This is a genomic window from Bacillus sp. I-2 (assembly GCF_001974945.1).
GTDB classification, from domain to species: Bacteria; Bacillota; Bacilli; order Bacillales; family Bacillaceae; genus Bacillus; species Bacillus safensis.
Genome location: NZ_LZRW01000022.1, coordinates 369,997 through 383,903, shown reverse-complemented (window position 1 = coordinate 383,903; position 13,907 = coordinate 369,997). Strand labels below are relative to the sequence as shown.

10 protein-coding genes and 1 other annotated feature are annotated in these 13,907 nt (G+C 39.8%); of the genes, 2 read left to right on the top strand and 8 right to left on the bottom strand.

Features of this window, described 5'->3' with window-relative positions; translation table 11 throughout:
• Positions 1 to 168 precede the first annotated feature (168 nt).
• Positions 169 to 843, top strand: coding sequence for an NAD(P)H-dependent oxidoreductase (locus BAE31_RS08290; RefSeq protein WP_041107976.1), 675 nt, complete (start codon positions 169 to 171; stop codon positions 841 to 843).
• A gap of 89 nt (positions 844 to 932) precedes the next feature.
• Positions 933 to 1,158 (top strand) — a binding site (T-box leader).
• Positions 1,159 to 1,233: 75 nt separating this feature from the next.
• Positions 1,234 to 2,583 (top strand): amino acid permease, encoded by a 1,350-nt coding sequence (locus tag BAE31_RS08285; protein ID WP_076840142.1) that lies wholly within the window; start codon positions 1,234 to 1,236, stop codon positions 2,581 to 2,583.
• A 44-nt stretch (positions 2,584 to 2,627) separates the two neighbouring features.
• Here BAE31_RS08285 and BAE31_RS08280 read toward each other — a convergent pair whose 3' ends face one another.
• The 8 genes from BAE31_RS08280 to BAE31_RS08245 form a co-directional block, all read right to left on the bottom strand.
• A complete protein-coding gene (locus BAE31_RS08280; protein WP_076840141.1) occupies positions 2,628 to 3,620 on the bottom strand; it encodes a glycosyltransferase family 2 protein in 993 nt (330 codons plus the stop codon).
• Positions 3,621 to 3,651: 31 nt separating this feature from the next.
• Positions 3,652 to 5,766 (bottom strand): ArnT family glycosyltransferase, encoded by a 2,115-nt coding sequence (locus BAE31_RS08275; RefSeq protein WP_076840139.1) that lies wholly within the window; start codon positions 5,764 to 5,766, stop codon positions 3,652 to 3,654.
• A gap of 207 nt (positions 5,767 to 5,973) precedes the next feature.
• The gene (locus tag BAE31_RS08270) at positions 5,974 to 7,389 is read right to left on the bottom strand and encodes a HAMP domain-containing sensor histidine kinase (RefSeq protein WP_076840137.1); all 1,416 of its coding nucleotides are present in this window, start codon (positions 7,387 to 7,389) and stop codon (positions 5,974 to 5,976) included.
• Positions 7,386 to 8,072 carry a response regulator transcription factor gene (locus tag BAE31_RS08265; RefSeq protein ID WP_076840136.1) on the bottom strand — a complete coding sequence of 229 codons (687 nt, stop codon included), beginning with the start codon at positions 8,070 to 8,072 and terminating at the stop codon, positions 7,386 to 7,388. Before BAE31_RS08265 ends, BAE31_RS08270 begins: the two co-directional genes overlap by 4 nt.
• Positions 8,069 to 9,052 carry a YncE family protein gene (locus tag BAE31_RS08260; protein ID WP_041107964.1) on the bottom strand — a complete coding sequence of 328 codons (984 nt, stop codon included), beginning with the start codon at positions 9,050 to 9,052 and terminating at the stop codon, positions 8,069 to 8,071. The genes BAE31_RS08265 and BAE31_RS08260 overlap by 4 nt, the downstream gene beginning before the upstream one ends.
• A gap of 272 nt (positions 9,053 to 9,324) precedes the next feature.
• On the bottom strand, positions 9,325 to 10,659 hold the full coding sequence (locus tag BAE31_RS08255) for an MFS transporter (protein ID WP_076840134.1): 1,335 nt from the start codon (positions 10,657 to 10,659) through the stop codon (positions 9,325 to 9,327).
• Between the two features lie 40 nt (positions 10,660 to 10,699).
• Positions 10,700 to 11,272 (bottom strand): TetR/AcrR family transcriptional regulator, encoded by a 573-nt coding sequence (locus BAE31_RS08250; protein WP_046313085.1) that lies wholly within the window; start codon positions 11,270 to 11,272, stop codon positions 10,700 to 10,702.
• Between the two features lie 90 nt (positions 11,273 to 11,362).
• Positions 11,363 to 13,894, bottom strand: coding sequence for a PEP/pyruvate-binding domain-containing protein (locus BAE31_RS08245; protein WP_076840132.1), 2,532 nt, complete (start codon positions 13,892 to 13,894; stop codon positions 11,363 to 11,365).
• Positions 13,895 to 13,907 lie beyond the last annotated feature (13 nt).

The window sequence follows — 13,907 nt, the reverse complement described above, 5'->3', positions numbered from 1 at the left end:
CAAAAATGTGCGTACTTGAATCACTCGAAGCTTTTCTTATACCATAGAGATATCACATCACACATTCGGGCTGTTGTTTTTTTATCATAACAATTTCTATATGGGAATGGAAAGAAATTGGATTGATGAAACTAACGCCCTAATTGGTTAATAGAAAGGATGAATACAATGCGAGACAAAGAGCAATTAAAAAAAGAAATCATTGAGGCGTATGAGTTCCGCCATGCGACAAAAGAGTTCGACCCAACGAAAAAAATATCAGAGGATGATTTTGCATTTATTTTAGAAACAGGAAGACTTTCCCCAAGCTCTGTAGGGTTTGAGCCTTGGAAGTTCCTCGTTGTTCAAAATGAAGCATTTAGAGAAAAATTAAAAGAGTATACATGGGGAGCGCAAAAGCAGCTTCCTACTGCCAGCCATTTTGTGATCATCTTGGCAAGAACAGACGCCCGTTATGATTCAGCATATGCAGAATACATCAACAAGCAAATCAAAGGAATGTCAGACGAAACGTTCGAGATGGTGAAGGGACGCTACCAAGAATTCCAAGAGAATGATCTTCATCTGTTAGAAAATGAACGTACGCTCTTTGATTGGGCTTCAAAACAAACGTATATTGCCCTTGGAAACATGATGACAGCCGCTGCACAAATTGGCATTGATTCATGCCCGGTCGAGGGATTCAGCTACGATGAGATTCATCGCATTCTAGATGAAGAAGGGCTGCTTGAGGATGGTCAGTATGATATTTCTGTCATGGCAGCCTTTGGTTATCGTGTCACCGAGCCGAAGCGCGGCAAAACGCGCCGTCCGATGGATGAAGTAGCTGTTTGGATTCGTTAAAAGAGAATGTCTGAAAAAGGATGTTGACAATTGCGTGGTTAGTCAGTATATTTAAAAAATAAAATCTTTGATAAATATACAAATTGACTATAAACGCTTTGACTTGAGAATAGTAGATGAACATCCGTTTTTTTAAGAGAGCTGCGGGTTGGTGCAACGCAGTAAAACGAATCATTGAACTCGCTCAAAGAGCGGTAAGACTGAATGAATAGTAAGTCTTTACGTGTGACCTCCGTTAACGGGTTTTAAGTTGGATTCAGCTATGGCTGAATCAATTAGAGTGGTAACGCGGTTGCAAGGTCAGTCGTCTCTTCAAGGAGATGACTGGCCTTTTTATATGCTTTTATCCTATATTTGTCTGAAGATTCAAATTTAAAGGAGCTATAGAAAATGGAAAAGGAACATGTGCAGTTAAAACGAACAATGACGTCAAGGCATATTATGATGCTCGCACTTGGCGGAGCAATTGGTGCTGGTCTGTTTAAAGGAAGCAGCTCTGCTATTGATATCGCAGGTCCTGCTGTCATTTTGGCATATATGATTGGTGGTCTTATTTTATTATTTATTATGCAAGGACTTGCCGAAATGACGGTTGCACGACCTGGCGCAAGAACATTCCGTGATTTAATTGAACCGGTGTTAGGCAAATATCCGGCTTATTTCTTAGACTGGATATACTGGAAAATGTGGGTGCTGAACATTGCAGCAGAAGCAATCGTATCTGCGATCTTTATTCAGTACTGGTTCCCACAAGTGCCGATTTGGATACTTGTGTTAATCATTTCACTTGTTGTGACATTGATCAATGTTTGTTCTGTTAAAATGTTTGCTGAGACGGAGTACTGGTTAGCTTCTATTAAAATTGCTGTCATTCTTTTATTTATTATCATTGGGTTAACCATGTTGTTTGTCTCATTTGGTCAGCATGTAGCACCGGGATTATCCAACTTAACAGACCACGGAGGATTTTTCCCGAATGGAACAGGCGGCTTAATTGCGGCCATGCTTGTGGTGGTGTATTCATATGGCGGGACTGAAATGATCGGGGTCACATTAGCAGAAACAAAAAACCCTGAAAAAGTCATCCCAAAGGCCATTCAAAGTACATTTGTACGAATCATCGGCTTCTATGTACTGCCGTTCTTTATCATCGTCAGCTTGATTCCTTGGAATCAAGTAAACAATGAGCAAGTGAGTCCATTCGTCACCGTGTTTGCAACGATTGGCGTGCCATATGCAAGTGACATCATGAACGGTATCATTTTACTAGCAATCTTGTCTTCTATGAACTCTGGGCTGTACGCATCCTCAAGGGTACTTTATACGCAAGCGATGGATGGGCGTGTATGGAAGGGCTTCTCAAAGCTATCAAAACAGCAGGTGCCTGTTAGAGCGATCCTAGTGTGTACATCTACATTGTATGCTGCTGTATTGATTTCTCTTTTTGTAGGAAGTCAAACCTTTAATTATTTAATGGGATCTTTAAGCTATACGGTCTTATTCATCTGGTTTATTATTGCTGTCGGGCATTTAAAATCTCGAAGTGTAGCAGAACCAGGAGGATATCGCGTGAAGCTGTATCCTTTCACAACATGGTTTTCTGTGATTGCGATCATTGCCATTTTCATCGGCGTTGTGTCAACAACTCCAATTGTCCAAACGATGGTCACGATGGGCATTTATCTGATTATTACTCTTTCTTTCTTCATCAACAGAAAGCGGTTTGAAACAGCCGCTTAATACAAAAAGCGTGCGGGACCTTTAAAGAGGTCTCACACGCTTTTTTAATGCTGTTTGTATTGCTTGAAATGAACAGGGGGTTGAACAGGATGTGGCTTTGACTGAAGCCCGTAACTCTCTCTTACGATGTAAAGTGGTCGATCTTTTGCCTCGTCGTAGATTCGGCCGATGTATTCCCCGATCATTCCTAGCATAAAGAGGATGATACCACTAAAGAACAGCTGTATGACAATTAACGAACTCCATCCTGTAATGGTGCTGTTTGTAAAAAGCTTTAAGTAAAGTACAAGAAACATTGAAATGAATCCGATAGCGGAAAGGGCAATTCCTGCTATACTCGCTAGCTTCAAAGGTTTATAGGAAAAGGAAGTGATTCCATCCATCGAGAGCTTGAGCATCTTTTTGAGCGGGTATTTTGTTTCTCCTGCTAGACGTTCATCTCGAACGTACTCTACTGCAATTTGTTTGAAACCTACCCAGCTGACTAGGCCGCGAACAAATGGATTTTTTTCTCGTATTTTTCTCATTTCATGGCACACTCTACGATCCATTAACCTGAAGTCACCGGTGTCGATTGGGATATCTACTTCGGTGATTTGACGTAAAACGCGATAGAAAAGGGAAGCGGTTTGCTTTTTGAAAAAAGTCTCGCCTTTTCGTTTGGTGCGCACGGCGTATACGACTTCATAGCCTTCTTTCCATTTTGCGATCATCTCTAATATCAATTCAGGTGGATCTTGTAGGTCTGCATCTATCACGATGACCGCTTCCCCCTTTGCATAATCCATCCCAGCTGTAATGGCAATTTGGTGTCCGAAGTTACGTGAGAAATCAATGAGTCTTACATTCGGATCGTTTTGGGAATACCCTTTAATTAGTTCAGCTGTTCGATCCATACTACCGTCATTGACGAAGAGAAGCTCGTATGCTTCTCCCGTCGAAGCCATGACTGTTTTCAGTCGCTGATAGGATTCATGAATCACAAGTTCTTCATTATAGACTGGGACTACAATAGAATATCGTATGTTCTTTTCCATCAGTCATTCTTCCTCCCTTTTAATAGATGAATTAATCAACGGATAGTTCATAAAGAGTGCCGCTCTCCATTCCGCCCATTCTTCTATTTGACTGATCATTTTGTTCTGATTGTTGGCTGTCTGTTTGCTGGTTCGTTTTGGATGTAGAGCTGTTCTGCCATTTAGAAGCAGGTACTTCTTTGCCATTTTTTCGAATCCAAGTGAGAATGTCAGAGCTGCCGCCTCTCATACCAGAAAGATAGAAGTATTTGATTTTGCCGTCTTTGAGGAGCTGTTTGAATTCACTAAGCGTGAGAATGTTATCAGATCCACTAAATCCACCTAATGCCATAACAGCTTTTCCTGTTTTAATAATGTAAGGTGAAGCAGTGGTTGCATCTGTTGTTCCGAATAGGAATTCTTCTCCCGTATTATTTTTCTCAAGATAGCTGATCAACTTTTCATTGACTTGTGAACTCATGCTGCCACTTGAAGTTGCAAGCTGAGGGCCAGCCTCTGGAAGCATACTGTTTCCCCCATAAAGAAGAGGTGTGCTTGCCCAGTATAGTGGTGCAATCAGCATGCCAAGGATGGCGATAAGAGACACGAATTGTTTTAGTTTTTCTTTTCCTGTTATCAAAAGCAGAGAAAGGATTGTTCCAACACCAATGATACCGACTGCAATGCTTAGTCCAAGACCGATCGTGCTTGTAAAAGTAGATAGGATAAAGATTTCAAATGCTGTTGTGACGAATATCGCAATTGGAAGCAGCCATTTTTTAAACCCAGTTCCTGTTTGGAACAATTGTGTCATAGAAACCCATCCGGCTCCTGCTAATACAGCAATTGGCGGTGCCAGCATGATCAAATAATAATGATGGAAAAATCCTGCTACACTGAAAAATGCAGCAACAGGAATAAGCCATGCTAACCAAAATAGTGTTTCTTTTTGTTTTGTATTGAGACGTCTTCTTTCAAAGGCAGTCGAGAAGAAGATACCAATCGCACCGAAGATTGCAAATGGAAGCAGCCAGCTGATTTGATCGGACAGTTCAGATTGGAACAGACGTAACGGTCCCTTGGTTCCTGTACCAAACATGCCGGAGCCATTTCCCATTTTTCCGCCCCCGCCAGTTGGAGGTCCATCACCATTACCGCCTGAAGGCATATCAGGTGGTGTTGTGCTGTCTGCACTGCTTGGTGGTCTTTGCATTGAAGGCTGTTCCTGACTGGGTGATTGGTTTGAATTGTCTGAGTTGTTTTGATTTCCATGAGATGGCGGCTGAGGCATGGTGGATGAATCATTGTCATTTTGCTGATCACCCTGCTGTGAAGGTGGCTGCCCCTTACCCTGATTTGTGCCGCCTCCCCCGCCAGACTGTTGACCAGTCAGCCGCTGGAGACCGTTGTAACCAAAGGCTAATTCTAATGCAGAATTCGATTCACTTGATCCGATATAAGGACGATTCTCTTTGGCAGTGAGATCAATCGCTATTGACCATGAAGCAGATACACCTAAAAGGACAATCATTGAAACGATCAGCGAGAGTAATTTTTTCTTCCATGTCGATCGGTAAGCAAGGATGTAAAAAAGAATGAGTGCTGGCACGATCATATAGGCTTGTAGCATTTTTGTATTAAAGCCGACGCCAATCATCGCAAACGAAGCAATCGCCCAAAGAACCTTTTGCTGTTTTACAGCCTTGAACATCATTCCTGTTGCTAGTAAAAGTATAAAGACAAGTAAGCTGTCAATATTATTTGTGCGAGATACAGCAACCGCAATAGGTGTACACGCCATGATAAGTGCCGCTAATCTTGCCGCTGCTTGACCAAAAGTTGGTTTGACAAGACGATAGATCAGATAAACAGATCCAATACCCGCTAAAGCTTGAGGCAAGATGACGCTCCATCCATGGAGACCAAAAATTTTGGCACTGATCGTTTGCAGCCAGAAAGTGAGCGGGGGTTTATCCACCGTGACATACCCTGCTGGATCAAATGAAGCAAAGAAGAAATGATGCCAGCTTTGCATCATACTTGTGACAGCCGCAGTATAATACGCATTCACCGTATCATCTTCCCAAATGTTATAAATGTTTAAGATGGCAGATAAGATCAATATGAAAAATAAATAAATATCAAATTTCTGAAAACGTCTGATCAAAAGCATGTCACTCCTTTTTCTTCACTTGAAAAAAGTGTAACAAGCAAATATGAATAAAATGTTAATAAAAAAAGACCATTTTTTTATTTTTTAGAAATAAAAACAGCTCTTGATGAAAAGAGCTGTTCTAGTTGTAGAAAATCCTATGGATGCAGAATTTATTGATAAAGTAGTAATTCCAAATGATATTTTAAAATATGTGAGTAGCTATAGAGTAGGTGAGCTCTCATTGAATGGAGCATTGGGAAGTTGAATAATGGCTGTCGTACCAAAGTCAGGTTCAGATTGAATGTCGAATGTTCCATGATGTTTTTTAATGATTTGATAGACAATGGCTAGTCCAAGGCCAGAGCCGCCATCCTTTCTTGTTCGTGCTTTATTTACACGATAAAATCGCTCAGAAACATGTGGGAGATCTTCTTTTGGAATACCGCTGCCTTCGTCGGTCACTTTCAATTCAGCCACACCTTGGTGAACTTGTAATTCAATCGATATTGATTTTTCAGATGGCGTGTAATGAATGGCATTGTCCAGTAAATTACGTATTACTTGTTGGAGACGGTCGCTATCACCATAAACAATACAATCCTCTTCAAGCGTTCGTTTGAAAGTAATGCTTTTTTTGTCAGCGATGAATGCCATTTGATCAAGAACATCGTGGATGAGCTGTGCAAAGACGATTGGCTCCATTGTAAGTGGATAAGAGTCACCTTCTAACTGTGCAAGATCTAAAAGATCGTGCACAAGCCGGCTTAAACGTGTGGCCTCATCTTGGATGATTTGCATGCCTTTTTTTTGATCAATGATCCCTTCTTCAATTCCTTCTGCATAGCCTTTCATATAACTTAAAGGCGTTCTAAGTTCGTGAGAGACATTCGCAAGAAATTCCCTGCGGTGCTGTTCAACTTTTTCGAGGGTTGAAGACAGTTTATTAAAGGAGCGGCTAAGCTGGTTTAACTCATCTCCTTTTTTGGTTACGGCCATTCGTTTTGAGAAATCACCAGATTCCATTTCCATTGCAATTTCTTTCATTTTATTTATTGTCTGCACAATGTGATTGGAGCTCTTATATCCGATCAAGAATATCAGGAGCAGAATCAATAAGATGGATATACCAAGCGTCAATCTAATTTGGACAAAGGGTTCATATACATCTGATAAAGGCACGGAGAGGAAAATAGTTCCTGATAGATCATCATTGCTTGAGAAAACAGGGATGGCAATGCCAAGAATATCTTGGTGAAACTGTGGGTGTTCTCTAATTAACACGACGGTTTCACCTTGAAGGAGCTTTTGGCGTTCCTTGAACGTAATGAGATTATCATTTGTGTTCGTATCAAAAGGAAGACCACTTGAAAGCTCCATTGGATCATCTGTAAAAATGACGTTCGCCTGACTTGAGTCATTTGCCCATTTCATTCTATCGGTAAAATACTTGTCTTTCCCATGTGTGTGATAGATTTCTGCCAGCTTCTTACCTTGCAAACTTAAGGAATCAATTTGTTTATCAATATATAAGTGCTGGTATAAGTAAAAGGTAAGGGCAAGCGCTGAGGCTGCAACGATTCCGATCACTGCAAGAATTAAGAAGAGTACTTTCTTTTTAATCGATAATGGCTTCATTCTTCCTCCTCAAACTTATAGCCGACACCCCAAACGGTTTTAATATATCGTTCTGCTTCCTTTAATTTCAGTCGCAGCGTTTTGATATGTGTATCGACTGTTCTTAAAGAGCCGCTCGTTGAATGTGATTCCCACAATTTTTGATAAAGGTGTTCTCTTGAAAACACTTGTCCTTGGTTGAGCAAAAGAAACATGAGTAAATCAAATTCTCTTCTTGTTAAATTAACGGGCTGTTGATGGAGGTAAACTTGTCTGCCATCTTGTTCAATCTCCATGTCACCAATCTGTATTCGGCTGCGCTTTAGCGAAAGACCTCTAATTCGCCTCAGGGTTGTTTCAATTCTTGCTGCAAGCTCACGCAGACTGAAAGGCTTCATGATGTAGTCATCCGCTCCAATTTCAAGTCCTCTAATTCGGTCCTCTTCATAACTCCTCGCTGTTAAAAATAAAATCGGTATTTGAGATGTTTGTCGAATACGCTGACAAACTTCAAATCCATCCATGTCAGGCATCATGATATCTAATACAACAAGATCAACAGATTCCTTTTCAAGCTGATGCAAGGCATCTTTTCCATTATTCGCAGTGATAATGTGAAAGCCATGTCTCTTTAAAAAAGACCCGATTAACTCAAGCATATCAAACTCATCATCTACGATTAAAATACGCATTTGTTCCTTCATTTCTTTTCCTCCAACACGATAGCATAAGGTCCTGATGGGACATTCAGTTGATTTTTCATGATAAGTGAGTGTTTATCGATGATGGATACTGAGTTGTCATCCAAGTTACTCACATAAATTGATGTCGTATCAGCGGTGATATAATTCGGATTTTGACCAGTTTCAACAGAAGCAAGCTGTTTATTTGTTTTGGTATCTACTTTGTATAGCGTATGATCTCCATGACATAGTACATATAAAGTAGAAGAATTTTTCTCTGGAAAAAATGCAACAGGCATAACGCCTAGCTTTATTTCTCGCTGTTTTTTTCCAGTTTTAGGGTCATAAGCAAAAATACTCTTATTTAAGGTGCCTTGTTTACCATGGCCGCCGATCCAAATGGACCGTCCATCAAAATGAATCCCAGAAGGCCGTTCAAGTACAGAAAACGTACGTATATTTTTTTCCTTTTCAATATCTATGACGGAGACAGTATGACTTTCTGCATTTAAAACAAATAAAATACCTGATGAAGAAAGAGTCATAGAAGAAGGTAATTTTCCAGTTTTCACAGTCGATTTTATTTTTTTGCGCTCCGTATCAATAAAATAAACGACATTTTTCTGTGAGTTGGCAGCGATTAATGTATGAGAAGCTGCATCATATGTAAGGGAAGTCAGTCCTTTATCCACATTCATATAATCAGTTGCTGTACCGTGTTTTAGATTAATTTCGATAAGGGATTCTCCCTCTTTACTTGTAGCGATGATGACGTCTTTATTGATTTGAATAAGATCAGTGAGTGGGTGTTTTAAATCCACAGAAGAGAGCATTTTATTTTTTTGTATATCAACTATTGAAAAGGAGGCTTTTTTTAATTGAGAGATGACAGCGATGGATTGAGAGCTGCCTGGCGGCGTAAATTGCTGTTCTTTTCCACAGCCTGTCAGGAATAAAAGTAGAGCTGATAAACAGATCAAAATATATTTCATACGTTCCATTCTTCCGCTCCTTTGCGTTCTCTATTTTCAAAATCATACCACAAAAATTGTGAAAAAAAATTGAAGTTATCTATGCTGAAAGAATGAAAAAAAGCTTTTAGGTAAGTGAGGAAGACCATTTGTACCTGAAGTTCCTTTTTTGTCTGGACATATGCCATTTTTTCTTCTTTAAAAGATGATTTTCAGGATTTGATGGATGCACTCGCTATAGTTTACAGTGATACAAATGATGAAAACTCCCCGCTCTAACTAAACATAGAGCAAGGGAGTCATTAGGCGGAATGTTCAGATGATGGGGAGGTTGATTTGGTTTTTACACGTTGAGATAAAAGGAAACCAAGAATGCCTGCACCCATTAATACAATAAATAAAGATTGAAAACCACTCATGATCCCAATCAATGTAGACGAAATGATACTGCCAAAATATCGAAAGGTAGAGAAAATACCAGATGCTGAACCAGATAAGTTTTGATCAACAGACGTTAAAGAAGCCATCTGCATACTGGTCATTCCAATACCTGATGAAATTCCACCTGTAACAAGTGTCACGATAAGCAGTGGTAAGGTAGGGAACTGACTGAGTGTGATTAACATGATGCCTGATAAAGTCAGACAGAGAAATGAAAAGCCAATCATTTTTTTCGCGCCTTTTTTCGGATGGAGTCTTGCCCCTAACAAGCCGCTAATAGACATGCAAAGAGAAAATACTGATAGAATAATACCGCTTTGTGTATGAGAAAGTGCAAGTTGTTGTTCCATAAACAGCGGCATAATTAGAAGAATGGCATACATCACAAAATTACTTAGCATGATCGACAGGTTTGCGTTTGTAAATGAACTGTTTTTAAAAAGCGACAAATCGATGATCGGATTCTTTACTTTTCGTACATGTTTAAAGAATAAAGGAATGACGATCAACGCTAGAATTCCATAGATCAAGTATTCATTTAGCAATTGGCTTTTAGTGCATAGAATGAGTGTGGCAATCCCGATGGTTAAGTATAGTGAACCAGTGATGTCTACATTTGCTTGTAAGCGTGTATGCTTTGTTTTTGGAATGAGTAATACGCCGGTAACAAGTGTAAGGAACAAGAATGGGATATTGACAAAGAATATAGAATGCCAATCAAAACTCTGAATAAGAATCGAACCAATAAAAGGTCCAAGTGCGGCACCAATACCGGCTCCAAACCCAAAATACCCCATTGTTTTAGACAGTTTTTCGGGGGATACTGTTGCACGAATCAATGCAATGCTATTCGGTGTTAAAATAGCACCGCCAGCTGCTTGAATGGAACGAAAAGTGATGAGAAAAGCTAGATTAGGAGCTAAAGCACATCCAATTGAGCCAATTAAAAAGAGCATGACCCCAATTAAATACATTCGCCGATGTCCGTATATATCTCCTAACTTACCAGCGATAGGCTGAGTGACTGCCATGACAATAAGATAAATTGTGACAACCCAAGTGATGTTTGCAAGGGATTGATCATAATACGTTGATATGGATGATAGAGCGACAGCGATCATCGTTGAATTGACTGGAACTAATATAGCTCCAAGTAACAAGGAATAGATGACGAAACTCTCTTTTTTTAATCTCAATGTGTATACCACCTTTTGTAAAAAAGAAGAATTCCACCCTTTAAGCGGGAGAAATTCCTCTCATGAAAATGTGTGTGCATGTTTCAATAAAATCTTCTTTTTGTGTGAGAACGAGTTGAAAATCTTGCTCTAGCTGCTGAATAAAAAATCCGAAATACGTACTAATGAAAATGTCTGCATAAATGTCTTCATTTCCTTTTAATACATGATGCTGGGCACCCATCTTTTTGAAATATTGTATGAGCATTTCTCTTAGTTCTTGAGGGTAAATCTTTTCATGACTGGTTAAATCCTTAAACATAGCCGGTTCTCGCATGCTGATATAAATAAATTCTTTTTTGGAAGTCAAATCCTCAAGGAAATAGGTACCGAGAAACTTCAAATCGGTGTATAAATCGCCTTTGAATTCTGCTTCTAGGGTTTTTGTCGGTGTTGATTTCATTTTCATAATGGCAGCAATGACGCCGCGTTTGTTTTTAAAGTTGCGAAAAATAGTTGCTTCACTCACATTCGCTTTTGTTGCTATTTCTTTGGTTGTTGTTTTTTGATAGCCCTTTTCAGTTAATAAATCCATTGTTGCGCGAATGATTCGTTGATTTGTAGATTTTAACAAGCATACTCACCTCAGGTTATGAATGTGTTTGCAACAAAGTAAGTATACCGATAAAACCTATGACCGCCAATATCATCCAAAATGATAAGTTTATGCACGCGAATGCTGCTTTAATATCTGAATGCGTCCATTGCTGCCATCTACTGTCACAAGGTCACCGGATTGAAGTGTTTCAGTTGCTATTCTAGTACCTAAGACAGCGGGCATCATATACTCTCTTGCGATAATAGCTGAATGAGATAAAATGCCTCCAGCATCGGTGATGACTGCTTTCGCATCTCTAAATAAGCTCGTCCATAAAGGTGTGGTCGTTTTACAAACTAAAATATCATCCTTTTGAAATTGTGAGAATTCGTCAGCACATGTAATGACTTTTACTCTTCCAGAAACAATACCGCTGGATGCGCCAATTCCATGGATCACATCCTGTGTGTTGTTTTCATTTTCTCTTAATGAACCAAGCATTCTTTCTACTTGCTGCAGTTCCGCTTCAGTTGGTGTGCCAATGTAAGCCGGTGGTTGAATGTCTTCATTTTCCTTCATTTCTATCTTTCTTTGCTGGATAACCGAATCAAATGAGATAGACGTTGTGAGCGCTTTTTGTACCTCTTCATCGTAGAGATACCAAAGATCTTCTTGATGAGGAATGGCTCCTTTTTTTGCAAGAAGTTCACCAATTTTTAATAGATATACCCGGGCCTTTGCATCTAACATGGCATCAATATAGAAGTGGTGGTCATCTCGGATATTCGCTGCTTGAAGGGCAAATTGATACAGCGTCTCAAATTTTGTTTTAAACGATTCATCCTTCACTTGACTCATAAAATGTTTATATGTCTCTTGTCTTTTGATCACTGCTTTTGCAAATTCTTCATCAAAATCACAATGGCAATGGATGTTATTTCTGATGATATCTAATATAAACTTCGGGTTTTCTGCCCAAGTCTCATCTGTAAGGTCATGACTTTTAACAGATCGCCAGCCGTAAACTTGGAGAAAATCCTCCAATTTCGAAATGAAATGCCTTCCTTTTTCCGAGTGATTGAGTGCATGTAACAGCTCCGAGTTCTTTTCATGTTGAATAAATGCTTGATGAAGTTCTGGATCTTGAAGGACATCCTTTGCGATATCAGATAGCACCTTGTCTGTTTCAAGAGATTTGTTCATCACGCCTATCATCATTTCGTGCAGCAAGACGACTTGGGTTTGATCACCAGTATACGTGACAAGCATGTCTTCAATGATGGCTGATAGAATGACTTGTGGTATGACGATATCAAAATGATCATCATATGCTTGAATATAAAAATCCTTTAATTCTTCAAAACCAATGATGGCCTTTTCAATGGTCATAGGTTCCTTCATTTGGCGATCGAGTTTTTCGTAAAATGGAAAGAAATTTTTCTCTAAAATCTCATACATCCGTTCACTTAAATGAGGAAATAACTCAAATATACTTTCATCAAAAACGGGTGCAGCTCCTTCTTGCGCTTCTGGCAGATCCGGTGCTGAGTATAGGTGGCCTCTGTAAAGTTTAATATCTTTGATGTTCATATCAGGTACTTGATACTTTTCTCCATTTTTCTTCATCCCGCTTTTTAAGGCTGGTATGATTAGGCTTGAGAAAAGAGGGCTCGTTGGACCAGGCATATGATCATCCATTGAAATCCAGAAATCCTGCAGCTCTTCTGGCTTCATTTGAAAAGAAGCACCTGCTGTTTCATTTACTGCTTTTGGAAGAGCTGTAGTAATCGGCCTTGCTTGAAGTAAATAAAACGACCCATCTGCTATGCCAAATTCGATATCGACTCCATGTCCGTAAAGTTCTTCTACTTGTTTCGTGATTTGTGTGATTTCTTTCAATTGATCATCGTTCAGGCAAAACTGGCCAGCCAATTTCTCCGCCACTGGCTGTTCGATGACACCCTCTTGGAAAGGAACAATTTGCAGCTCTTTCGCCCCAAGTGTTTTTTCAATCAAAAAGTTTTCTTTATCTACAATAAACGTGTCCGGTGTCACAAGACCGGAGACAATTGCTTCTCCCAAGCCGTAGCTTGCGGTCAGCATCATTTCATTTGTTTTCCCCGATACTGGATTCTCACTAAAGATGACACCGGAGACGTCAGAATGGATTAACCCTTGAACAACAACGGCCATGAGCGGCATCTCTTCCTCATTTTCATTCATCTCTTCCTTATATTCTGTGACTCTCGCGGCAAAATAAGAAGACCAGCATTCTTTGACTGCCTGTAAAAACTCTTCATTTGTTTTGATATTTAAATAGGTCTCGTACTGTCCTGCAAATGAGGCACCTTCGAGATCTTCAGCAACAGAAGAGGACCTGACTGCAACAGAGGGGTAAGTCTTCCGCAAGGATTGAAAGGACGAAAGTAGCTCTGCTTCCATTTGTAAAGGAAACGATGCTTCTTTGATTTTTTGAGAAAGGTTTTGTTCTGCTGGCTGCAGATTGTGATATGAAAGAAAGCTTGCAAAGCTGTTGGTTTTGATAATAAATCCATCTGGGACTGGCAGGCCGTGATTGTTTAATTTGATTAAATTCAGGCCTTTTGCCCCTGCGAGTGATGCGGATTCTTCAGCCGCATGAAATAAAACTGAATACATGGGAATGCCCCCT